A 21,593-nucleotide genomic window follows, 5' to 3' on the forward strand; every position below is an offset into this window, starting at 1 on the left:
CGCCACCACCGCGAAGCGCCGCCCGTGCTCGCCCGCCGCCGCCGACTCGATCGCCGCGTTCAGCGCCAGCAGGTGGATCTCGCCCGCGATCTCCTTGATGAGATCCATCACCTTCCCGATCTCGCCGCTCTTCTCGCCCAGGAACAGCGTCTTTTGCGCGATGTCGGTCACCCGGTCCTTGATCCGGGCCATCCCGTCGACGCTTTCCCTGACCAGTGTCGTCCCCTGCTGCGCCATTTCGACCGTCTGCTCGGCGCTGGACTTGACCGATTCGGCGTTGCCCGCGATCTGGTGCGACGTGCGGGAAAGCTCCTCCATCGTCGCCGTCACCTCGGCCAGAGACGCCGCCTGCTGCGACGCGCTCGTCGCCTGCTCCTGGATCACCGTCGTAATGCCCGCGGAGAATTCGCCGACCTGGCCTCCCGCATCCTGGATCTGACGGATCATCGTGCGGATGTTCTCGGCCATGGCGTTGAATGCCCGCGCCAGCGCCCGCAGCTCGTTCGTGCCCTCTTCGGGGACCTGCGTCCGCAGTTCGCCTCCGGAGATTTCCTCGGCCTTGAGTACGAGCCGGTCGATCCCCCGGGTGAAGCCCCGGGCGAGCGTTCGCGAGACCAGCAGGGAGCCGATGAAGATCAGCACCCCGGCGATCGTGATGTCGGTTGCGAGCCGGCGCAACCCGGATTCGACTCCCTCGTAGTTCATGCCGAGCTGGATCCAGCCGAGCGATTTTCCGCCGGGCGCCACGGGAATCGTCAGCTCGAGCGCGTGCGTCTTCTTGTGGGGGACGATTCGGCGGACGATCTTCATGGACCCCTCGGCCTTGCCGGCCGGAGCCTCCCACTTTGACCCGACCCGCGTTGCATCGGAATGCGCCAGGATTGTCCGGCTTGTGTCGACGACTGCGGCGAAGGCGATGTTGGGGTCGTGCCACGCCATGTCGTCGATGTACTTGGCCAAGTAGGCCTGGTCGAAGCCGGCGCCGCCCTTGGCGAGATTTTCGGTGGCGTCGGATTCCATGGCCGTCAGCAGCGCCCCGCCATGCCGGTAGAGACTGTCGTCGAGGGCGGATTTCGCCCGATAGTAGGAGAAAAAGGAAACCAGGAGGGTCACCGCAAGTGCGAAGGCGGCAAAGGCCATCGTCTGCCGGGCCGCCATGCTGTTCGCCGATCTCATCTTGATCCTTTCGAATCGTGGCTTTGCGGACGCTTTATCGGATCTGTTGTCATTTGTTTGTATCGGCAAAAGCATCCGGTTTCTTGCGTGTCAAATGCCGCTGGGGTATCGTACCCTCAAGGGTAACAGGAACCGTCGAATCCAGCCGGAAAGACGCAGGCAAGGGGGTGTCCGCTTGAGCGGTCAACAGTTGCTGTTCGTGGCGTTGTCGTTTGCCGTGATCGTACTCTCGGGTGTTCTCGCGGTCACGCTGCTCCAGCTTCGACGCACGATCCGGCAACTCGAGTCGCGCCTCGAATCGACGCTTCGCCAGGCCGAGATGACGGCCGAGGATCTGCGCCGGACCAATGCGACGGTACGAGAGATCCTGGTCCACGTCGAGCGGGTTGCCGCCAACGTGGCGCTCGTGAGCGAAGGAGGCAAGAAGGTTCGCCGGTCGCTCGACATGGCTTCCGCCGGCATCGCCGGCATCGTGCTTCCGGTCATCGGCGGCGTATCGGGCGTGACGGCGGGTGCGAAGGCATTCATCGAATCGCTCGTCAATCGGCATTCCCGAAAGGAGGAAGAAGATCATGTGTGAAGAGAAGGGGTTCAACGGCACGGCTCTGGTCGCGTTTCTTGCGGGAGGTCTGATCGGCGCCGGCATCGCGCTCCTGACCGCGCCGGTCTCGGGCCGCGAGGCGCGCGAGAAGATCAGCGACCTCGCCGGCGATCTGAAAGAAAAGGCCACCGGCTGGACCGGCGATGTCCGGGCCAAGGTTGGCGGGCTGCTCGAACGGGAATCCTCCGCGGTCAAGGAGGCCTACGAGGCCGGCCGCGAGGCGATGGCGCGCGAGCGCGCCAAGTTCGGGGAGAACACGCCTGAATAGCCAAGGCGACATCCGGGAATAAACGGTGCGGGGCGGGGGAATTGATCCCCCGCCCCGCTTTCTTTTTCAGGCGCGTCGGCGATCGTGCGCCGATGCTACCAGTTCGACTCGGCCGGCATGAACCAGCCCTGCGGGTGCGTGCAGGCCTTGCACACCTTGGGCGCCTCGGTCCCTTCGTGGATGTGTCCGCACTTGATGCATTTCCAGCGGATCGGCGCCTCGCGCTTGAAGTAGGTGCCGTTCCGGATTCGCTCGAGAAGATTCAGATAGCGCGCCTCGTGGTGGACCTCGACGCCCGCGATGTTCCGGAACGTCACGGCCGCCTTGGTGAACCCTTCTTCTTCGGCGATCTTCCCCATGGCCGGGTAGAGGTTGCTCCACTCTTCTTTCTCGCCCGCCGCCGCCGCTTCCAGGTTGACCCGCGTGTCGCCGATCCGGCTCGGGTACGAGGCCGTAAACTCGACGTCGGTCCCTTCGAGCAGCTTGAAGTACATATTGGCGTGCTTCCGCTCGTTGTCGGCCGTCTCGAGGAAGACGTTCGCGATCGCCTCGTACCCTTCTTTCGAGGCGATGCCGGCGTAGAACGTGTAGCGGTTGCGCGCCTGAGATTCTCCGGCGAACGCCGCCATCAGGTTTTTCTCGGTCTTCGATCCCTTCATCGTCATCGTTTCCTCCGGTCGTTTCCTGGAATTTCCTGCCTTGCGATCACTCGCCCTCCAGCCGGGAGAGCGCCTTGAGAAGGTGGGGGACAAGCTGTTTCTTGCGGGAGAGGACCCCCTTCATCTCGTAAAGGTGCGGCTCGACCTGGGGATATTCCATCACGTGGGCGATGCGCGTGTACCCCTCGACGAGGAACAGCGTCACCTCGGCGGCGATATCGGTCACCATGAGCCCGGCCACGAAAAGGCCGTCGCGTTTCCGGATCGAAGAAAGGGCATCGAGGAACGCCTGCTTCATCTCGTGAAATTCGTCGAAGCCGATGACCTCGACCTGCCCCACGCCGATCTCGTGGCTGCCGTGGCGGAACCGCTTGAAGTCGGATTCGAGCGCCTTGGCGGCCGAACCGAAGTTCCGGAGGGAGCTGGAGGCGGCGAAAATCTCCCGTCCGAACTCGGATGCATCGAGGTGGGCGATCGATTCGAGCCACCTGGCGGCGGCATGGTCGGATTCCGTCGTCGTGGGTGACTTGAGCAACACCGTGTCGGAGAGGATGCCGGCCAAAAGGAGGGCGGCGATCTTTTCCTCGGGCGCGAGGCCCTGCTCCCGGTAGCGGTCGGCGACGAGGGTGCATGTGCTGCCGACGGGCGACGTGATGAAGGCGATCGGGGAAACGGTCGGCCCGTTCCCGAGCTTGTGGTGGTCGATCACCTCTTCGATCTCGACCGCTTCGGCGCCCGGGACGGCCTGCCCGATCTCGTTGTGGTCGACGAGCGCCAGGGCGTAGGGAAGGGGGGCGAGCAGCGATGACTTGGTGGCAACACCCGCCAGCGTGCCGTCGTCCTCGAGGGCGAAGACCGAGGGCTCCCGCGAGGCGAGCAGCTTTTGCCGGAGGCGGGTCAGCGGTTCCCCGACGCCGATGGTCTCGAACTTCCGTTCCGCGAAAAGGGAGACGGGGGTGGACAGGCGCGCGAGCCAGGCCGCGGTGGCCGTGTCGTGCGGCGTGACGAGGATGATGGTCCCCCGATCGGCCGCCAGCGAACGCAACGACGCATCGGGCGCGTGGCCTCCGGTCAGCACCAGGATCCGGACGCCATGCTCGACGGCGGCCTGCTGGATCGGGACCCGGTCGCCGGTCATGACGAGCAGCTCGCGCGGGGCATACCCGGAGATCCGGCCGGAGAAAGAGGCGGCTCCCATCGCGCCGATGAAGAGCTTGAGCGTGACCGGTGCGTCGAGGGCGTCCCCGCCGTCGAGCGACGCCCCGAGCGTCCGCGCCAGAGCGCGGGGAGTGGTGAGAATCTCCCGCTGGTGCTCGGCGCTGGGCAGCAGGTATTTCTCGGACAGGCGCAGCAGGGAAAGGATGCCCCAAGGCTTCCGCTCCGCGTCGAGCACCGGCAGGGTCCGGACGCCGCTGACGTGGAACGCCTCGAGCGCCTGGTAGGCGCTGGTGTCGAGTGTCACGGCCACCGGATCGGGCTTGATCGTGTCGCGCACCTTGGGGTGGACATCGGCGAGGGTGACGGGATCGGGGAGGCCGAGGCGGTCGAGGATGAAGCGTGTCTGGGGGTTCGGGGCACCCGCCATGGCGGCGACAACCCGGGATGAGGCGCCGGTCCGCCGCTTGAGATCGGCATAGCCGATGGCCGCCGCGACCGAATCGGTGTCGGGATTCCGGTGGCCGATGACGAACAGCGTCTTTTCCATGGGCGTGGACTCCTTCGTCGCGAAGCCGGTCAACGGGGAACGAACGCCCGGACCGCCAGGGTGAGGGTGAAGCAGGCCGAGGAGAAGAGGACGACCGTGGCGCCGGTGGCGCTGTCGAGATAGAAGGAGGCGACGAGCCCGCCGATCCCGGAAAACAGGGCGACGCCGACGGCGATCGCAAAGGCCGAGGCGACGCTTCCCGCGATGTTGCGGGCGGCAGCGGCCGGCACGACGAGCAGCGCCGTGACGAGCAGGATGCCGACTGCCCGGATCGCGGTGGTGACCACAAGGGCGGTCACGAGCGCGAACGAGATCTCGAGCGCCCTGGTGCGGATGCGCATGGCCCGGGCGATCCCCTCGTGCGCGCCGAGAAGCAGCAGGCGGTTGAGCGTCAGGAACAGGTAGCCGGCGACGAGCGCCGCGAGCGCCGCCATCCAGAGGAGCTCGGTGTCGGAAACGGCGAGCAGGTCGCCGTAGAGGAAGCCCTGGAGATTCCGCGTCAGCCCCTTCCGGACGCTGATGATGGCGATGCCGAGCGCGACCACCGTCGAAAAGAAGACGCCGATCACGGTATCGGTCGAAAGGTCGGTACGCCCCTTGACGGTCGCGATGGCCCATGCGACGAAAAGGCCGAACGCCACCATCGTGACCAGCGGGTGGATGCCGAGCAGCACGCCGAGCGCGACCCCCGTAAAGGCCGAGTGGCCGATGGCGTCGGAGAAGAACGCCATCCGGAAGTGGACGAGCGGCACGCCGATCATGGCGGCGGTCGGCCCGACGAGCAGGACGGCCAGCAGTGCCCGCTTCATGAAATCGAGGCCGGCCATGTCGGCTGGGAGCAGGTGCCCGAGGAATCCCAGGACGGGGGCGAGCAGCGTGGCTTCGGTCATGGGCAGTCGCACTCCCCTTCGTGCAGGTGCCCGTGGCCGTGGGCGTGTTGGTGCCGGAACAGGTGCGCTTCGCTTCCGTACATCTCCGCCAGCGTGCCGGACGTCAGCACCTCGGTCGTGGCGCCCTGGCAGACGATCCGGCGGTCGAGACAGATGACGCGGTCGGCGTGGCGCGTGACAACCGAGAGGTCGTGGCTGACCAGCAGCAGGCTGAAGCGGCTCTCGCTGTGGACCTCCCCCAGGAAATCGCAGAAGAGCTCCTCTCCCGCCACGTCGACGCCCGAGACCGGCTCGTCGAGCAGCAGGATGTCGGGCTGCCCGCGCAGGGCGAGGGCGAGCAGCACCCGCTGGAGCTCGCCGCCCGAAAGCCGCCCCAGCGGCTTCTTGATGAGGTGGGAGGCGCCGGCGCGCGCAAGCGCCTCCTCGGCGCCGGCGCGCGCGGCGCGGGAATGGCCGAAGACGACCGGGAAACGCTGGGCCGGCAGGCAGAAGAAGTCGAGCACGGTCATCGGAACGTCCCGGTCGATGTCGAGCCGTTGGGGGACGTAGCCGATGCGCGGCTTGCCGCGCCCGTGCTCCTCGGAATGGCAGAAGCGGATCGAGCCGTCGTACGGGACCATCCCCAGGATTGCCTTGAGCAGCGTCGTCTTGCCGGCGCCGTTCGGGCCGATGAGTGCGGTGACCTCGCCGCAGCGGATATCGGCGTCGATGCCGGAGAGGATCTCGACGCCGCCCAGCCGGACGGTGAGCCCGCGGATCTCGAGCGTGTGGAGGTGGCCCGGGACGGGATCGGCGCTCATTTTCCCAGCGTCTCGCCCAACACGCGCAGGTTGGCGCGCATCGCGTCTTCGTAGGCCGTGAGGGCGGCCGATCCCGTCGCCACCGGGTCGAGTGCGCGGACCGGCACGCGCGCCTCGCGGGCGACCATCTCGGCCAGCCGCGCCGGGTATTGCGGTTCGCCGAAGACCGCCGCCGCCCGCCGGTCGTGGATGATGCGGATCAGCTTCCGGACCTCGCCTGCCGAAGGTTCCTGCCCTGGCACCGTCTCGATCTCGCCGACGATGGCGAGCCCGAGGTCGCGCGCCAGGTAGTCGAACACGTTGTGGAAGGTGACGATGTTGCGGGACCGGAAGCGCCGGGCCGCCGCGTCGCACTCGCGGGAGAGCGCCTCGAGGCGCCGGACGTATCCTTCGGCGTTGGCATGGAAGCGGGCGGCATTGCCCGGCGACGCCGCCGACAGCGCCTTCTCGATGGCACGGACCTGCAGCACGGCGTTTTTCGGGCTCACCCAGCTATGGGGGTTGATGCCGCCATGGCCGTGACCTTCGCGCGAATCCTCCCGGATCGGGGAGACGCCCGCGCCGCTTTCGACGACCCGGATGCGGGGGTTGGCCTTCCGGACCGGGGCACCGAGGAACTCCTCCATGCCGAGCCCGTTGACGACGAACAGGTCGGCAGCGGCGATCTTCTTCATGTCTGACGGGGTCAGGGCGTAATCGTGCGGGCAGCCGAGCGAGGGGGGCAGCATCATCTCGACGGTCACGCCCGGCGCGTCGCCCACGACGTTTTTGGTAAACAGGTACATCGGCAGGAACGAGGTCAGCACCCGGAGCGGAGGCGCGGCGACGCCGACCGCGGCCGGCGCAAGAAAAACGGCCGTCAGGGCGAGGGCGAAAAGGCGGAGGCAACGCTTGATCATGGGAATTCCACTATATTTCCCCCACCGTCGTAATGCAACGGCCCCTCCGGCCGGGGCATCCCATGAACGTGAGGTTCATCCGCAACAAAGCCGGGTTGTGGGGGGTTGCGGCTTCCTCTACAATGGGATGGTTCCAAGGGAAGGGAGTGCCGTTGGCCTTTTATGAACAGTTGAGCCGGTCCTACGACGCCCTGTTCCCCGTTTCCGCGGCCCAAAGGACGTTGCTGCGTTCCTTTGCCGAGGAGCGCCCGGGGTTGCGGGTCGTCGACGCCGGCTGCGGATCAGGGGGGCAGTTGTTGCCGCTCGTCGAGCTGGGCGCCCTCTGCACCGGGTTCGACCCCGATCCGGCGATGGCCGAACTTGCCCGCAGGAAGCTTTCCCCGTTTTCGAACGCTCGCATCGAAGTGGGCGGATTCGGTGATCTTCTCCGGCTGGTTCCTCCAGGGAGCGCCGATCTCCTGCTCTGTCTCGGCAATTCGCTGGTCCATGTTCCGCAGGACGCGGCGGCGCGGTTCCTGGCCGAGGCGTTCGTGGCGCTTGCGGACGGCGGGTTGTTGCTGCTCCAGATCCTGAACTACGACCGGTTCGCCCCCGGGGGGGCGTCCGAGCTCCCGCCGCTCCGGTCGGCCGACGGCTCAGCCTCGATGACGCGGCGCTATCGGTGGGAGGGCGACCGGACGCTTCGGTTCCAGACGCAACTGACGTTGGCCGGCGATCCGCAGGGGCCGGTCGACAACGATATCCCGCTCTACCCGATCCGTCCGGGCGAGTTGCGGGAGATGCTCGCCACGGCAGGGTTCAGGGATCCGGTGTTCCATTCCGATTTCGCCCTGTCGGCTTTTTCGAATGACTCGGAGGGGCTCGTATGCCTGGCAAGAAAAAAATAGAAAAGCACAAGATCCGCCGATTCGCGGCCGTGGCCGCCGTCGTGATCGCAACGGGCTGGGGGGTGACGCACGGAGTCGCCCTGGCGACAAACCGGTTCAAGGTCCCCGCGCCGTCCCGCGTCGCCAAATCGCCCAGGGACCAGGCCGCGACCATCGCGGCGCAAGGCATCGATGCCCGCAATTTGCTGACGCTTTTGGCTGCCGCCCGCTCCGAGGGGGTGACTCCCGACGGGAACAAGGTGTCGCTGTCCATCAATCCCCAGTTGCAGCAGGAGGTGTTCGACCTGTTCCGCCGATTCGACCCGCCCTACGGCGTGTTTGCCGCGGTGGAGCCGAAGACCGGCCGTGTCGTCGCGTTGGTCGGCTACCGGCGCGGCGGCGAGTCCGACCCCGGGCTCGCGCTTCGCGCGATCTATCCGGCGGCGTCGCTGGTCAAGATGATCACCGCTTCCGCCGCCATCGAGAAGGGCGGGGTCGACCCCGAAGCCGACATCAGTTACTGCGGCAGCATCTATTCGGTTTCCCGCAGGGCCAATCACCTGCCCCCGGGCGGCGGTCCGACCATGACCCTGAGCGACGCGATCTCCAAATCGGCCAACGTCGTCTTCGGCAAGGTGACCGTCAATCATGTCGGCCGTGAAGGGCTTGAACAGTATCTCGGTAAATACGGCTTCGGGCAGGCCGTGCCGTTCGACCTGCCGGTCGAGCCGAGCCGCAGCGAGGTTCCGTCCGACGAGCTCGAGCTCGCGCGGACCGGCGCCGGTTTCGGCGAAGTCTATGTCTCGCCGCTCCATATGGCGATGATCATGGCGTCGATCGGCGATAACGGAGCCATGCCGCGGCCCCGGCTGATCGACCGGATCGAGGACCGGCAGGGGACCGTAATGTTCGAGGGCCGCTCCGAAAAGCTTCGCGACTCGATCCGGCCCGAGACGGCCCAGACATTGATGAAAATGATGGTGAAGACCATCGAGAGCGGCACGTCGCGCCATGCTTTCGGCTCGCCCGCCAGCACCCCGATGCTGCGCGACATGGAAGTGGCCGGCAAAACCGGCACGCTGTCGGGCTGGACTCCCCGGATGAATTTCGAGTGGTTCGCCGGCGTCGCACCGGTGTCCGATCCCAAACTGGCGCTTGTCGCCCTCGTGGTCAACGACGACCATTGGCGGATCAAGGGCAACTATGTCGGCAAGGAGGCGTTCTCGGCCTACTTCGGCTACCCGTCGTCGATGCCGCCGATCTATTCGGTGGCCAAGGCAAAGCGGGCCGGGAAGTTGATCACCGTTTCCCGGAAGAAGAGGGGCAAGCACGCCAAGCTCGTCCCGGGCAAGCGCGGCAAGGCCGGCCCCGGCAAGCGCTCCAAGGGGGTATCCGGGAAGCACGGCAAGAAAGCCCACGGCGCGGGCAAGGCCGGTGGGGGTCGGACCGCATCCGCCTCGACCCCGGGTTGATCCGCGAACTCTATCCGCAAGGGAGATCCACCATGAAAAGAACCGTTTCCGCGCTTTGCCTCATCGCCGCTTTCGCGCTTCCCGCCGCCGCCTTCGAACTTCCGGGGATCGGAAAGATCGGCGCGCCCGCCGCCTCCGGTACGTCCTCCGCGAGCGTCGACAGCCTGCTCACGCAGGTTCAGACGCTGTCTGGCAGCTATCAGGGCGCGACGAAGAACATGCTTTCCGGACGCGAGAAGGTGCTCTCCGCGTTCAGCCTCAAAGACGAGGCCGCCAAGGTCCGCGCCCAGGCGGGCAAGGTTTCCTCGGGGCAGGTGACGGCCGAGGAGGTTACTGCGGCGTCGACGACGATGGGCAGTGCGGACGAGGCGATCAAGAAGGCGATCTCCGACCGGAAGAAGCTGGGGAAAGACGGCAAGAAGCAGCTTTCGGCCGGCATCAAGGAAATGGCGGCGGGGCTCAAGGCCGACGCCGCGGTGTCGGGTCAGGCCAAGGAAACGGCCTCCTCGGTGGGAGGCGCGATGAAGGGAGCGGGGATGGCCGACATGCCGAAGTTGCAGGTGGCGACCGAACTGCTGACCGCCATGGGCACGAAGCTGCCGGTGGACATCTCCTCGACGAAGGACACGCTCGGCATTTGCGTCGAGGCCGCAAAGATCCTCAACGTCAAGGTGCCTGCGGGCGTGACCGAGACGCTTTCGGCGGTCAAGTAGGCCGGGTTCGGCAGTAACGGGCATCGATCGCCTCCCAGGGACCATCTCACCAAGAGCAGGGATAGGAAGGGGTGTCTCGCCGCGCAGGCGAGCGCCCGGGGAGGCGTTCGATGCCCGTGATCCTCCAAGCGGCGCACGCATCTCCGCCCCACCGTTTCCGGCAGGATTTTCTCGGGGCGGTGGTCGCGGAACGGTTCGCCGGAAAAATGCCCGGCCTGGAACCCGATCGCATCCGGGACGTGTTCGCCCATTCCCGGATCGACGAGCGCGCCTTCCTGATGCCGCTCGACTGGTATCTTGCCCCCCACACCATCGAAGATCGCAACCGGGCATTCCTGGAACAGGGATTCGCGCTCCTGGTCGAATCCTCCCGCAATGTCCTGTCGCTGTCCGGTATCCGCCCCGATCAGGTCGGGCAGGTCGTCTTCGTCACAACCACCGGCATGTCTGCGCCTTCCCTCGACAGCTACCTGGTCAACGCGCTCGGCCTGTCGCCCTCGGTTTCCCGCCTGCCGGTCTGGGGGCTGGGATGCGCAGCGGGCTCTGCCGGCATCGCCCGGGCGTTCGATTACTGTCTGGCCCATCCCGCCGCGATCGTGCTTGTGGCTTCCCTTGAGACGTGCAGTCTCAACTTCATCCCGGACGACCTGTCGCGCCTGAACCTGGTGGCGATGTCGCTCTTCGCCGACTGCAGCGCGGCGGTTCTCGTAGCCGGCGATGCAGCGGCGGTCCCCAACGGCCCGGGCGTGCGGATTCTGGATACCCGGTCGCACTTCTTCCCGGGGACGACGGGCCTCATGGGCTGGGATGTGACCGACGCCGGATTCCGGCTGGTGCTCACGCCGGAGCTTCCCGAAATCCTCCGGTCGGAGCTTGGCGGGGTGGTCGACGCGTTCCTCGAAGCGCATGGCCTGTCGCGAAACGATGTCGTCCACGTGCTGGCCCATCCGGGCGGCGCGAAGATCATGGACGCCGTGACCGAGGCGCTGGGGCTATCCGCGGACCGGTTGCGGATCGGGGAATCGGTGTTGAGGGATTTCGGCAACGTCTCGTCCGCCTCCGTCCTGCTCGTGCTGGAGCGGTGGCTGGCCGAGGGGGGATACCGGAACCCGGGCTATGGGCTGATCGTCTCGTTCGGGCCGGGCTTCGCGGCGGAAATGGTGCTGGTGCGGTCGTGACCCGATCCTTCGCGTGGGTGTTCGGGGTCCTGCTGTTGCAGCGGGCTTTCGAAGTGTTCGTTTCGATACGGAACCGGAAGGCGCTCGAACCGCTGGGGGCGAAGGAATTCCATCCGGAGTCGTTCCGGAACATCGCGGCGATGCACGCCCTATACTTCGTTTCCCTTGCCGTCGAGTCGTACCCTTGGCGGCTGCCGCTCGATGTCCGGACGATCTCCTGCCTGGTAGCCGTGGCGCTGCTCGCGGGGTTGCGCCTCTGGTGCATGGCGTCGCTCCACCCGTACTGGAACGTCCGGATCGTCGTGGTGCCCGGCGCCCATGTGAAATCTTCAGGGCCCTACCGCTTCCTGAGGCACCCGAACTATCTGGTGGTTGTCCTCGAATTCCTCTTCCTGCCGCTCCTGATGCGCGCCCCCGTCACGATGGTCGTGTTCTCGGTCGCCAACCTGTTCGCGCTGCGCCAGCGCATCCGGTTCGAGGAGGAGGCGCTCCGGTCGCTGACCGATTACGGGAAAGTGTTCGGCGGCTAGAGCGACAGGGCGCGCAGGGCGAGATAGACCGTCGCCTGGCCGTCCTCGTCGAAGCCGTAGGCGAAGCCGAGCGCCGGCTCGATCTTGAGCCAGTAGCCGAGCGTCATGTCGAGTCGCGCCTCGATCCCCGCGCCGATCCGGGTCGGCCCGCCGGGGCCGTCGCCCCACGAACGGCCGGCGTCGACGAACAGCGCGCCGTGGACCCGATCGAAGAAGAAGGGGCTGGTGCCCGGACCGCGGTAGAGGTCGCGGATCGGCGCGCGATATTCGACGGAGCCGGCGGCGATCCGGCTGCCGGTCTGGAAGCGCGACGGGTATCCCCGCAGCGGGAAATCGACGAGGTCGGACGGTGGGCCACCCAGCTGGAACGCGCCCTGGGGCGTCCGGTCGCCCGTCGCCAGCCCGCCCCGGGCGGCGAGGACGACGACGTGGTGCTGCGTCTGCCCGAACGGCAGCGCCACGAATTCCTCCCACGCTCCGACGTATTCCTTCCCCGAAAGGTCGCTGCCCCACCGCCGGTCGTAGTCCCGGAAGGTGAAGGCGATGCGGCGTCCCTCCTCCTCGCTGATCGAATACGGGTACCTCAGCGCATCCGTGTAGCGGAACGTCGCGAACAGGCTGTCGCGCCTTCCCTCGAACACCGGGATTCCGCGGAACAGGCCGCCGGAAAGCGGGCTCTGCGCCTCCTCCTTCCGAAGCCGGTAGCCGACCTCGAGCCGCAGGTCCGACTCGACGTGGGCGACGACGGGAAGGATGGCCGAGAGGACGAGGCCGCTGTCCCGCTCCCAGTAGTCGCCCCGGCGCAGGAGGTCGGAATAGAGCGCCGGCAGCGAGTAGCCCTTGACGACCAGCGTCGGGCGGAACGAATCGTTGGCATATTCCGCGGCGAAATAGCCCTGCCCGCTCGAGAGGCCGACGCCGCCCTCGACGAACCAGGTGTGGCGGGCGAGGGCGTCCTGCCCGGCGGTGAGGGCGGCGGGCGCGAGGCCGTCCCGGTCGGCAAGCAGCGCCGGGAGCCAGAAGCGGGGGGTCAGCGTCGGCAGCGGATCGTACGGGTGCGACGGGGCGGGGGACGCAAAGGCGTCCCCGGAGGCGAGTGCCGGTGCCTCCCCGGAGGCGAGCGTCGCTCTGTTATTGGCCCCGGGCGCGATCGGGCTGCCCGGCGCGGGAATTGCCGCACGAAGCGAAGGCCCCGGCGCGCCGCGCCACCGGTCGGGGAGGAAGGGTACGGTGGCGATCCGGAAGCCGGAGGCGTGGTAGCTCGAGAAGGCGACCGAACGTCCGTCGGGCGCCACGTCGGGCTGGAAGGCGCCGCCGACCAGATGCGTCACCTGTCGGGGGGCGCCGCCCGCGGCGGGGCATGCGAACAGGTTGAAGACGCCGGTCTCGCCCGAGACGTAGACGATGAACCGCCCGTCCGGCGACCAGGCGGGCGCGGCGATCGGCGCATCGGTCGCCAGCAGTCGGCGGCTTTCGCGGGTGGCGAGGTCGTAGACGAACAGCCCGGCGACGCCGTCCTCGCCCGTCGCGACGTAGGTGATCTCCTGCCCGCCGGGCGACCAGCGCGGCCCCGAGAGGCGCGTCCGGGAGAGCGCAGTCACGTTGTCGACGCGATAGCCATGCTCCTCCGGCGTCAGGATCGCCAGATTCCGGTCGCCGGCGCCGGCGACGACGGCGGCGAGCATCTGCCCCTCGGGCGCGGCGTCGACCTCGGACAGCCGGAGGCCGCGGGTCAGCCGCTTCACGCGCCCGCGCGACGCATCGAGGACGTACAGGTCCTGGTAGAGCTTGAATGCGTCCTCGACTTCGGCCTGGCAGAAATAGATGGCGCCGCCGTCGGGGGACCAGGCGAGCGCCTCGTCGGAAACCACGCGCCGCGCCATCTCTCTCGCGTGCGTCCCGTCCGCCTCCGCGATCACGATCGATCCGTGCCCGTGGGGATCCCGGCGGGTCCACGCGATCCGCTTCCCGTCCGGGGAGAAGCGCGGGTGGGTCAATTCCTCCCCGTCGGAGGATAGCGCGTGTTCGGCCGTCGGCGGTTCCTTCGAAAGCGCCGCAATTTTTCGTTTCTGGTCGGCATTCAGGTCGAACACCATCCCTCGATACAGCGCCTCGTAGCTTACGCGGTCGAACAGCTGCTCCGGGGCGCCGTTGAGGGCGTAAGGAACGCGGCCCGCATGGCGCAGGCTGAGCTTCCCCGGCGCATCCGTACCCCGGGTCCGGGCGATGTAGGAGACGAGCTTCGAACCGTAAAGGTACGGCATGTGGCCGTCGGGCCAGGAGGGCAGCGACTCGTTGATCCGGTCGATCGTCGGCACGCGGCCTTCGAGGACGTCCATCCGGAAGACCATGTCGAAATAGACGCTGTTGTCACGGCCGCGATTGGTGAATGTCGATTCGGCCCACGTCGCCATCCCCTCGTGCCACCAGCGGGGGAGGAAGGTGTTGGGTGGCGCGGTGGCGAGGAAGGCCACAAGCGACAGCGGGTCGGCGACGGGGACCGGCTTGCCGAAGATCTTCCGGGTGACCGTGGAATAGCCGCGCGCCGGGTCGCTGGTCAGGATGTGGGCGTACTCGTGGACGATCACCCCTTCGAGCCACGACGCGTATTCGCCGAGCGTCGAATCGAGGGTGGGCGGGACGGGGAAGATATAGATCGTGTTGTAGGGCAGGGCGCTCGCAAAGCCGTTGGGGAAGTCGAACGCGTCGACCAGAACGAGCTGCGTCTTTTCGGCCGGTTCCCAGCCGAGCGGCACGGCCATCCGGCGGTGCGCCTCCTCCGCGTAGCGGGCAGCCTGCGCGGCGACGTTGTCGAGCCCGTCGTGGAAGTGCACCGAAAAGTGTTCCGTCTCGAGCGTCCGGAAGCGGAACGGGCTGGTGATCGACCCGCCGAAGGACGCGTCGACCGCCAAGACCAGGAGGAGCATGGAAAGGATCAGGGTGTTTCGCATGGGATCTCCCGGATGATCTTGCCGATCGTCCAAATTGGCTGGTATTCAAGGATTAATGCAAATGATAGCATCTGCACCGAAACGCATTCCATCGAACCGGGAGACCTTGTCATGGGCAGTTCAATGCGGCTATTGCGTGGAAAGAAGGTCCGTTGTTTTCTTGTGCTCCTCTGCATCCAGCTTCTGCTTTTTGCAACGGGATGTTCCCATACGCTTGAAATCAAGAATCTTGCATCGTATCAGGCCACCTGCGCGAATTCCTTCGGGAAGCGACTGTCGGTTGGGGTCGTCCCGAAGGCGCCGGATCTCGAAACCACGAAGCTGGTGAAGGCGGTCGGCGCGGAACTGTCGAAGTATGGCGCGGAAGTCCTGCTGCCCTACGAATACAATTCGAAGCCCGTGGATATCATTGCCTCGATTGCCGTGACGCCGCACTACGAGGGCTCCGGCTGGAATTTCCTGATCAACTTTCCCGGTTTCCTGATCTTCACGCCCGCTTGGCACGGCTATATCTATGACGTGACGTTCGACGTCAACGTGGACCTCTTGAAGGCGTCGGACAAGACCCCGATCGGCAATTTCAAGATTCCGTTCAAGCTGGATGTCCGGCATGCCGCGATGAACCGGACCTGGACCGAGATCAGCTGGTTCGAAGTCGGCGTCATCGCCCTGGTCAGCGGGATCGTCTTCACGTCGTACGACGACGGCGTGACTCAGCCGACGGTCGACCGGTCGTCCGTCACCATAGGGGATTACATCGCCCAGGAGATCATCAACCGGGTCAACGGCTCGGGCAAGTTCTCCGGGGTGCGGCTGGGCCCGGCGCCGCTGATTGACCTGGCGGCGCGGTAACGCCGTTAGAAATACCGGTTCCAGGAGAGCCGGGCCGACGTCTCACGTCGGCCCGGCTCGAACGTCTTCTGAACGTCAAGCGTGAGCGATTGGGTCCGGGTCAGCCCGAAACCCTGGCTCAGCGCGATCTCCCGTTCCCGCCCCCCGCGAAGATCTCCCGCAACGCCCTCGATCCATCGTCCCCGCATATGGACCGGCCAGCGCTCGCCCCACGAGCCGGCGAAGCCGAGCGTGGCACCGGCGCCGACGGTCCACCCCTTGTCGTAGCCCGGCGAGAGCACCCCTTCCGCCTCGGCCATCGCGTAGGCGACGCCCGGCCCCGTTTCCCATGCGAGGCCGATCCCGGGATTCAGGAGCGTCCTCAGGTGCTCCGAACCGTCCTCGAAGCGCCGGTCGAACAGGCCGGCGCGAAGTTTCCACGACCAAGGCTTGAACAGTGCGTCGCGGGGCGCGGCGGAAAGGATGTCGAGGACGTCGAGCCGGGAGAGGCGGACCGTCTCTTCCGCCGGGAGGATCCGGATCCGGGTGTCGAGGAAGAGGATCTGGGCGCCCGGCGCGAAGCCCCTCCCCGGATCATCGAGGGCATGGTACGCGGGGCGATAGCCCAGCTCCGCGAAGCCGTGACGGTCGACGCCCGCCGCGAAGGACAGGCGGCCCGCAGGGTGGCCCGATTCCGGGAGTTCCGGTCCGGGCGCCGGCGGACGCGCCGCTGCGGTGTCTTCGCCGAACGCGCTCCGCGCCGAGAGGATCGCGAGAAACCGCTTCTGGTACTGATCCTTGGGAATGTCGCCCGCCGCGTACTGCAGCTGGAGCCGGGAGGCGGCGCTCTCGAGCAGCACCGCCTTCTCGTGCGCGGGGAGCTGGCCAGCGGCCAGGACGGCCGGGGACAGCGTACCGTCGACAAGGCGGGGCGCCTGCTTCCGGAGTCCTGCGGGAAGGCCGGAAAGCGCCGAGCGAATGGTCCGGACGGGGGAAAGGCGGATGGCGGCGTTGTCGACCAGACCCGCCTCGCGGACCCATTCGATAGTCTCGACGGGGAGGACCCACGGCCCTTTCCGGTCGGTCAGGCGAACGGCGGGGCGCGCCGCCTCGAGCAGGAAGAGGAGGTTGTAGGAGCAGTTCTCGTCGAAGAAATAGTAGTCGGAGGCGAAGTCGCGCATCTCGAGCACGTGCAGCGTCATCCTCCGGACTTCCGCCCGGGACAGGTTCAGCCGGTACTCCCAGAGGTCGCGACGCTCCAGATCCCCGTACTCCTTCACCTTCTCGTAGTACGGCAGGATCGAGTAATAGCCGGGATAATAGCCGGTCAACCCTTTCAGGGCGTAAACGAGGCTCGTGTCGGACGGATCGGGTTTCGCCGCGTAGTTGACGGCCCACGACAGGAGCGGGCTTTCGTGGGCTCCGTCGATCCGGAGGAAGGTGTGGCCGGCCATCGACGACGGGGAATTGATATGGGCCGACGCGAAGACGAGCGTCGCCGACCGCGGGTCGATGATCCGCAGCGCGTTGTCGAGCTCGCCGCATGTCCCGTCCCCGGAAGGGGGCAGCGGCAGCCCGAGCTGATCAGACAGCCATTCGAAGCGGGCGGGGAAGCGGCAGCGGGCGGGAAGGACGTTGTCGGAGGGGGGAGCTTGATCGCCGAACAGCGTGGCGATCGTTGCGGCCAACTCGCTTTCCGGATTCGTCTTGCCGTCCCGGGCCAGAAAGAAGCGCGGGTCGTCGACGATGCTCTTCACCCCGTTTCCGGCAGGCTTGTAGTGGAGCAGCACGTTCCAGTAGCGCGATTCGTGGAGGCGGGCGGCGCGGGCGGCTTCCGTCAGGCGGTCCGCCTTCAAACCGGGATCGGACGCCCCGAGGGCGGCCGCAAAGGGCAGGAGCAAAAAAAGAAGGCATGCGACCGTGCGTCGCATGCCTTCCCGAACCACGGACCGGACCGGATCAGCCGTCGGATCAGCCGGCCGTGACGGAAACGATCGTGTCGACGACGTGCGCCATCTCTACGTCGGCCGACGGGAAGATCTTGCCGAAGTTCGACTGAAGCGTCTTGTTGAACGCCGTCCGCTCGGCCTGCGGGACCGCCATCAGTTCGGCGAGCGTGGAGAGCGATTCGCCGCGACCGGCTGCGATGTCTTTGGCCAGTCCGTCCATGTTGGCGCGGACGAACTCGTTCAGCCGTTCGCTCTTGGCGAAGCGGCCGGGCTGGGAGCAGTTGGAGGTGCCGAAGGTGATCCCGAACGTCTGGGACGCGAAAGTCCCGTTGGTCGTCGATTCGAAAGCCTGGAACAAGGTGGTGTCGGCCTTGCCCTGCCACGCCAGCGACCCGAGCCCGCAGCCCGTGTTGCTGCTGCCCGCGTAGGCGGTGATCGGAGCAATTGCCAGCGCCAGAGCCATGATCAGAAGCATCTTTCTCATCGGATCCTCCTTCGTCCTGCTGGGATTTGGTTAGTTCATTCTATCGAATTCCGTACGGAATATCACTGTCCCGCTGCCAGCGGTTTTTCTTGCGCGACCCAGGCATCGAGGAATTCGATGAACTGCCTCCGGACGCCTTCTTCCGCGAAGGCGCGTACGTGCCCCCCGTCGCGGACCGTCCAGAATCCCTTCGGGTTCATGGCCTTTCCGTAAAGGATCTCCCCGTGCCGGTACGGGACGACGGCGTCGGCCGTCCCGTGGATGATGGCGACCGGGATCGGGGCGATGCCGCCGATCCATCGCTCGGCGCTGTACCGGTCGTCGAAGCACCAGCTCGCCGGGTACGCCAGCGGCCATCCGATGACCGTGGACGTGAGCTTGTCGCGCACGATCCGTCGCCACCCGGCGAACGCCCCTTCGATGACGAGTGCCTTTACCAGCGACTTGTCGGGCGCGTGGGCTACCGTGTAGACCGCGATCGACCCGCCGAGCGACTGGCCGAGCACCGCGATCCGGTCCCGGTCGACGCCCCGCAGCGTCGGCAGCAGCGCCAGCGCGGCGCGCGCGTCCTCGTGCACCCCTTTGGCGGTCGGCGTCCCTTCGGACTTTCCATACCCGCGGTAATCGAATGTGAATACCCGATAGCCGGATTCCGCGATCCACGCGACTGCGCCGACGTGCGTCCCGATGTTGCCCGCGTTCCCGTGGAGGAAGAGGACCGTGCCACGCGGAGGGGTGCCGCCCTTCGGCGAAAGCAGCCATCCGTGCAACTTCACGCCGTCCCCGGCCGTGAAGGCGACCTCCTCGCGGACGACCCGGTCGAGAAACGGCGGAACGACGACGGTCTTGTCGGGATGGAAGAAAGGCGAGCCGCAGCCCGCGCAAAGGAGCAGCAGCAGGAGGATGGCGACATTCGGCAGGCGCTTGCGAAGGCGGGACGGGTTCATGCTCGTGATTCCTCCTGCGCCATGGTATCCCGATAAAGAAGCTCACCCCAGCCGGATGAACACGATCCCCACGGCGATCATCCCGGCGCCGATCAGCCGGATCTTTCCGAACGGCTCCCGGAAGAAAAGAATCCCCCCCAGCACGCCGAACACCGAGCTGACCTGCCGCACCGAGACGGCGTAGGAGACCGGCGCCATCTTGAGCCCCATCCGGTAGAGGATGAACGAGGCGAACAGGACCATCCCCCCCGCCATCGCCCGCGGCCAGCGCGCCTTGATCTCGGCCGCGAAGTTGAGCCGCTTGGGCGTCAGCATCACGTTGGCGAGCAGGAAGAGGAACAGGATGACGTCGAGGTAGTAGGTGTAGACGAAGACGTCGCTCACCGTGACGCCCCGCTTGTCGGCAATCGCGCCGACCGAATAGAAGACGCCCGCCGAGAGCGCCAGCAGCACCCCCGGATTGCGCAGGTTGCGCAGCGGCAGCGACAGCCCCGTCCAGGACATCTCCCGCATCTGCAGGATGTAAGCGCCGAGGAAGGTGATCGCGATGCCCGTCATCCCGGTGGGGGAAAGCCGCTCCCCCAGCACGAGGTAGGCCCAGAGCGGGATGTAGAGCGGGCCCGTGGTGGTCAACGGGTAGGCGACCGAGACGTCGATCCGGTCGTAGGAAGCGGTCAGGCACATGTGGTAGGCCGAGAAGAAGAAGCCGCCGGCCAGCGTCAGCGGAAGCACCGGTCCGGTCGGCAGCGGGATCCCGCCGTGCCGGATGGCCAGGAAGACCGTGAAGAGGGCGATGGCCGACCCGTGCATGAACACGTTGAAGGCGAGCTTGTGCTTGCTGGTCTTGAGGATCAGGTTCCAGCCCGCGTGCATGACGGCGGACAGGAGGATGAGCAGCAGGGCGCGATCGGGCATGCGGCGAAAAGTGGGGCGCCGGCTAGCGCTGGGCGCCGGATTCGTCGTAGGCGACGGAGCCGTCGTGCACCGCCGCGCCCGGCGGGTGCCCCGGCTTGAAGTGGACGATCAGCCGTGCCAGCCGGCGCGACAGGCCGGGGGCGCGCTTTTCGAGGAAGTCGCGTTCGAAAAGGGCGGAGCCGCGGTCGCCTGCGATGACGTGGTAGAGGCCGAAGTTGAAATGCGTCTCGACATCTTCCGGATCGAGCGCAGCCGCCTTCCGGTACGCCTCGTATGCCTCCTGCCGGCGATCGAGCTCGGTGCAGGCCGCGCCGAGGTTGTTCCACGCCTCGGCATAGTCGGGCCGCAGCGCGACCGCGCGCTGGAAGGCGTCTAACGCCTCCCGGAAGCGGCCCAGCCGGTAGAGGCACAGCCCCAGGTTGTAGTGGTTCTTCGCATCGCCGGGAGCGCCTGCGGCCGCCGTCTCGAACGCCATCGCCGCCTCGCCGTAATGTTCGCCCGCGGCGAGGGCGACGCCGAGGTTGTAGTTCGCCTCGGTGTAGTCGGGCCGCGCCAGCACCGCCTGGCGATAGGCCTGCACGGCTTCGTCGTGGCGTCCCAGCGCCGATAGCGCGACGCCCAGATTGTAATGGGCGCGGGCATAGCCCGGCTGCAGGCGGATCGCCTCCCGGTAGGCGTCGACCGCCCCCTGGTGGTGCCCCAGCCGCGACCAGGTCACGCCCAGGTTGTAGTGCGCCTCGGCATAGGCGGGCCGCAACGCGATCGACTGCTGGAATGCCTTCGACGCCTCGGGGTAGCGCGCAAGCTCGGCGCAGGCGGTCCCCAGGTTGTAGTGCGCTTCGGGATCGACGGGGGAGAGCTCGACCGCGCGCCGGAACGCCTCCATCGACCCCTGCGGGTTCGACAGCTCGGCGTCGGCGACGCCCAGGTTGAACCAGGCCTCGGGGTAATCGGGGTGGTGGACGATGGCCTGGCGGTAGGCCTCGGCGGCTTCCTCGTGCCGCCCGACCTTGGCGTAGGCGGCGCCCAGCGAGTTGTGCGCCTCGGCGTTGCCGGGCGCGCGGCGGATCGCCTCGCTGAAGGCGTGGATCGCCTCCTGGTGCCGTCCGATCCGGCCAAGGGCCATGCCGAGCAGGAAGTGGATGTCCTGGATATCCGGTCGTAGCCGGATCGCCTTGCGGAACGACTCGACGGCCTCGGCGAAACGGGTCATCCGGTAGAAGTTTTCGCCCAGGTGGAACAGCGCCTCGGCATCCTCGGGGTGGAGCTGGACCACCTTGAGGAACGCATCGACCGCCTCGGCGTAACGCCCCTGCTTCGCGCACGCCTCGCCCAGGTTGAAATGGGCTTCGAGCAGGTCGGGCTTGAGGGCGAGGGCGCTGCGGAACGATTCGATCGACTCGGCGAAGCGGCCGACCTTTTCGAAGGCGACGCCCAAGTTGTTGTGGGCCAGCGCGAAATCGGGCTTGAGGGCGACGGCCCGGCGGTAGGCGTCGACCGCCTCGTCGTGGGCCGACAGGCGACCGCAAACCGCGCCGAGGTTGTTCCATGCCTCGGCGTAGCGCGGGTTGAGCGCGACCGCCTTGCGGAACGCGGCGGCCGCATCGGCGTACCGCTTCGCCCGACCGTACGCCAGGCCGAGGTTGTAGTGCGCCTCGGGCGCGTCGGGTCGGAGCGCCACGGCGGCGCGGCACGTCTCGATGGGGTCCTGCGTCCGGCGAGCGTCGCCGATTTCCGTCATTGGGCTTCACTCTCCTGC

20 protein-coding genes are annotated in these 21,593 nt (G+C 67.0%); 8 read left to right on the forward strand and 12 right to left on the reverse strand.

The window, feature by feature from the left end:
* A partial coding sequence (locus VGK27_10360) for a methyl-accepting chemotaxis protein (GenBank protein HEY3490505.1) occupies positions 1-1,176 on the reverse strand: 1,176 nt, incomplete at its 3' end.
* A 175-nt stretch (positions 1,177-1,351) separates the two neighbouring features.
* On the opposite strand from VGK27_10360, the gene VGK27_10365 reads away from it, so the two are divergent.
* Positions 1,352-1,756, forward strand: coding sequence for a DUF948 domain-containing protein (locus tag VGK27_10365; protein ID HEY3490506.1), 405 nt, complete (start codon positions 1,352-1,354; stop codon positions 1,754-1,756).
* A complete protein-coding gene (locus VGK27_10370) occupies positions 1,749-2,045 on the forward strand; it encodes a YtxH domain-containing protein (GenBank protein HEY3490507.1) in 297 nt (98 codons plus the stop codon). The genes VGK27_10365 and VGK27_10370 overlap by 8 nt, the downstream gene beginning before the upstream one ends.
* Before the next feature lie 95 nt (positions 2,046-2,140).
* On the opposite strand, the gene VGK27_10375 is transcribed toward VGK27_10370, so the two are convergent.
* Genes VGK27_10375 through VGK27_10395 form a run of 5 tightly spaced genes read right to left on the reverse strand, consistent with a single transcriptional unit; the run spans position 2,141 to position 6,998 of the window.
* Positions 2,141-2,710, reverse strand: coding sequence for a ferritin family protein (locus tag VGK27_10375; protein HEY3490508.1), 570 nt, complete (start codon positions 2,708-2,710; stop codon positions 2,141-2,143).
* 40 nt (positions 2,711-2,750) lie between these two features.
* Complete coding sequence (locus VGK27_10380; protein ID HEY3490509.1) at positions 2,751-4,409, reverse strand: putative manganese-dependent inorganic diphosphatase; 1,659 nt, start codon at positions 4,407-4,409, stop codon at positions 2,751-2,753.
* Positions 4,410-4,438: 29 nt separating this feature from the next.
* A complete protein-coding gene (locus VGK27_10385) occupies positions 4,439-5,299 on the reverse strand; it encodes a metal ABC transporter permease (GenBank protein ID HEY3490510.1) in 861 nt (286 codons plus the stop codon).
* Positions 5,296-6,099, reverse strand: a complete 804-nt coding sequence (locus VGK27_10390) for a metal ABC transporter ATP-binding protein (GenBank protein HEY3490511.1) — start codon at positions 6,097-6,099, stop codon at positions 5,296-5,298. The genes VGK27_10385 and VGK27_10390 overlap by 4 nt, the downstream gene beginning before the upstream one ends.
* Entirely contained in the window at positions 6,096-6,998 is a 903-nt protein-coding gene (locus VGK27_10395; GenBank protein HEY3490512.1) for a metal ABC transporter substrate-binding protein, read from the reverse strand. Before VGK27_10395 ends, VGK27_10390 begins: the two co-directional genes overlap by 4 nt.
* A gap of 152 nt (positions 6,999-7,150) precedes the next feature.
* Here VGK27_10395 and VGK27_10400 point away from each other — a divergent pair, with 152 nt between their 5' ends.
* From VGK27_10400 to VGK27_10420, 5 genes are all read left to right on the forward strand, one after another.
* Positions 7,151-7,885 carry a class I SAM-dependent methyltransferase gene (locus VGK27_10400; protein HEY3490513.1) on the forward strand — a complete coding sequence of 245 codons (735 nt, stop codon included), beginning with the start codon at positions 7,151-7,153 and terminating at the stop codon, positions 7,883-7,885.
* On the forward strand, positions 7,864-9,336 hold the full coding sequence (locus VGK27_10405; protein ID HEY3490514.1) for a penicillin-binding transpeptidase domain-containing protein: 1,473 nt from the start codon (positions 7,864-7,866) through the stop codon (positions 9,334-9,336). Before VGK27_10400 ends, VGK27_10405 begins: the two co-directional genes overlap by 22 nt.
* A 32-nt stretch (positions 9,337-9,368) precedes the next feature.
* Positions 9,369-10,049: a hypothetical protein gene (locus tag VGK27_10410; GenBank protein HEY3490515.1), complete on the forward strand. Its 681-nt coding sequence runs from the start codon at positions 9,369-9,371 to the stop codon at positions 10,047-10,049.
* Between the two features lie 110 nt (positions 10,050-10,159).
* Positions 10,160-11,227 carry a 3-oxoacyl-[acyl-carrier-protein] synthase III C-terminal domain-containing protein gene (locus tag VGK27_10415; GenBank protein HEY3490516.1) on the forward strand — a complete coding sequence of 356 codons (1,068 nt, stop codon included), beginning with the start codon at positions 10,160-10,162 and terminating at the stop codon, positions 11,225-11,227.
* Positions 11,224-11,757 (forward strand): isoprenylcysteine carboxylmethyltransferase family protein, encoded by a 534-nt coding sequence (locus VGK27_10420; GenBank protein HEY3490517.1) that lies wholly within the window; start codon positions 11,224-11,226, stop codon positions 11,755-11,757. Before VGK27_10415 ends, VGK27_10420 begins: the two co-directional genes overlap by 4 nt.
* Here VGK27_10420 and VGK27_10425 read toward each other — a convergent pair.
* The gene (locus tag VGK27_10425; protein ID HEY3490518.1) at positions 11,754-14,708 is read right to left on the reverse strand and encodes a hypothetical protein; all 2,955 of its coding nucleotides are present in this window, start codon (positions 14,706-14,708) and stop codon (positions 11,754-11,756) included. The genes VGK27_10420 and VGK27_10425 overlap by 4 nt on opposite strands.
* Before the next feature lie 111 nt (positions 14,709-14,819).
* Between VGK27_10425 and VGK27_10430 the strand changes: the two genes are divergently transcribed.
* Entirely contained in the window at positions 14,820-15,560 is a 741-nt protein-coding gene (locus VGK27_10430) for a hypothetical protein (GenBank protein HEY3490519.1), read from the forward strand.
* A gap of 5 nt (positions 15,561-15,565) precedes the next feature.
* On the opposite strand, the gene VGK27_10435 is transcribed toward VGK27_10430, so the two are convergent.
* The 5 genes from VGK27_10435 to VGK27_10455 all read right to left on the reverse strand — a co-directional run bounded on the left by VGK27_10435 (position 15,566) and on the right by VGK27_10455 (position 21,575).
* The gene (locus tag VGK27_10435) at positions 15,566-17,470 is read right to left on the reverse strand and encodes a DUF4105 domain-containing protein (protein ID HEY3490520.1); all 1,905 of its coding nucleotides are present in this window, start codon (positions 17,468-17,470) and stop codon (positions 15,566-15,568) included.
* 40 nt (positions 17,471-17,510) lie between these two features.
* On the reverse strand, positions 17,511-17,972 hold the full coding sequence (locus VGK27_10440; GenBank protein ID HEY3490521.1) for a DUF3015 family protein: 462 nt from the start codon (positions 17,970-17,972) through the stop codon (positions 17,511-17,513).
* 62 nt (positions 17,973-18,034) lie between these two features.
* Positions 18,035-18,919 (reverse strand): alpha/beta hydrolase, encoded by an 885-nt coding sequence (locus VGK27_10445; GenBank protein HEY3490522.1) that lies wholly within the window; start codon positions 18,917-18,919, stop codon positions 18,035-18,037.
* A gap of 42 nt (positions 18,920-18,961) precedes the next feature.
* A complete protein-coding gene (locus VGK27_10450) occupies positions 18,962-19,834 on the reverse strand; it encodes an EamA family transporter (protein ID HEY3490523.1) in 873 nt (290 codons plus the stop codon).
* A gap of 22 nt (positions 19,835-19,856) precedes the next feature.
* Positions 19,857-21,575 carry a tetratricopeptide repeat protein gene (locus VGK27_10455; GenBank protein HEY3490524.1) on the reverse strand — a complete coding sequence of 573 codons (1,719 nt, stop codon included), beginning with the start codon at positions 21,573-21,575 and terminating at the stop codon, positions 19,857-19,859.
* Between the last annotated feature and the right edge of the window lie 18 nt (positions 21,576-21,593).

The sequence above is a fragment of the Candidatus Deferrimicrobiaceae bacterium genome (genome assembly GCA_036504035.1).
GTDB lineage: Bacteria > Desulfobacterota > Deferrimicrobia > Deferrimicrobiales > Deferrimicrobiaceae > JANXPS01.

Bases quoted from the DNA above. Each gene is read 5' to 3' on its own strand.
- VGK27_10370 (HEY3490507.1), top strand. From the start codon at position 1,749: ATGTGTGAAGAGAAGGGGTTCAACGGCACGGCTCTGGTCGCGTTTCTT.
- VGK27_10375 (HEY3490508.1), bottom strand. From the start codon at position 2,710: ATGACGATGAAGGGATCGAAGACCGAGAAAAACCTGATGGCGGCGTTC.
- VGK27_10380 (HEY3490509.1), bottom strand. From the start codon at position 4,409: ATGGAAAAGACGCTGTTCGTCATCGGCCACCGGAATCCCGACACCGAT.
- VGK27_10385 (HEY3490510.1), bottom strand. From the start codon at position 5,299: ATGACCGAAGCCACGCTGCTCGCCCCCGTCCTGGGATTCCTCGGGCAC.
- VGK27_10390 (HEY3490511.1), bottom strand. From the start codon at position 6,099: ATGAGCGCCGATCCCGTCCCGGGCCACCTCCACACGCTCGAGATCCGC.
- VGK27_10395 (HEY3490512.1), bottom strand. From the start codon at position 6,998: ATGATCAAGCGTTGCCTCCGCCTTTTCGCCCTCGCCCTGACGGCCGTT.
- VGK27_10405 (HEY3490514.1), top strand. From the start codon at position 7,864: ATGCCTGGCAAGAAAAAAATAGAAAAGCACAAGATCCGCCGATTCGCG.
- VGK27_10410 (HEY3490515.1), top strand. From the start codon at position 9,369: ATGAAAAGAACCGTTTCCGCGCTTTGCCTCATCGCCGCTTTCGCGCTT.
- VGK27_10415 (HEY3490516.1), top strand. From the start codon at position 10,160: ATGCCCGTGATCCTCCAAGCGGCGCACGCATCTCCGCCCCACCGTTTC.
- VGK27_10425 (HEY3490518.1), bottom strand. From the start codon at position 14,708: ATGCGAAACACCCTGATCCTTTCCATGCTCCTCCTGGTCTTGGCGGTC.
- VGK27_10430 (HEY3490519.1), top strand. From the start codon at position 14,820: ATGGGCAGTTCAATGCGGCTATTGCGTGGAAAGAAGGTCCGTTGTTTT.
- VGK27_10435 (HEY3490520.1), bottom strand. From the start codon at position 17,470: ATGCGACGCACGGTCGCATGCCTTCTTTTTTTGCTCCTGCCCTTTGCG.
- VGK27_10440 (HEY3490521.1), bottom strand. From the start codon at position 17,972: ATGAGAAAGATGCTTCTGATCATGGCTCTGGCGCTGGCAATTGCTCCG.
- VGK27_10445 (HEY3490522.1), bottom strand. From the start codon at position 18,919: ATGAACCCGTCCCGCCTTCGCAAGCGCCTGCCGAATGTCGCCATCCTC.
- VGK27_10450 (HEY3490523.1), bottom strand. From the start codon at position 19,834: ATGCCCGATCGCGCCCTGCTGCTCATCCTCCTGTCCGCCGTCATGCAC.
- VGK27_10455 (HEY3490524.1), bottom strand. From the start codon at position 21,575: ATGACGGAAATCGGCGACGCTCGCCGGACGCAGGACCCCATCGAGACG.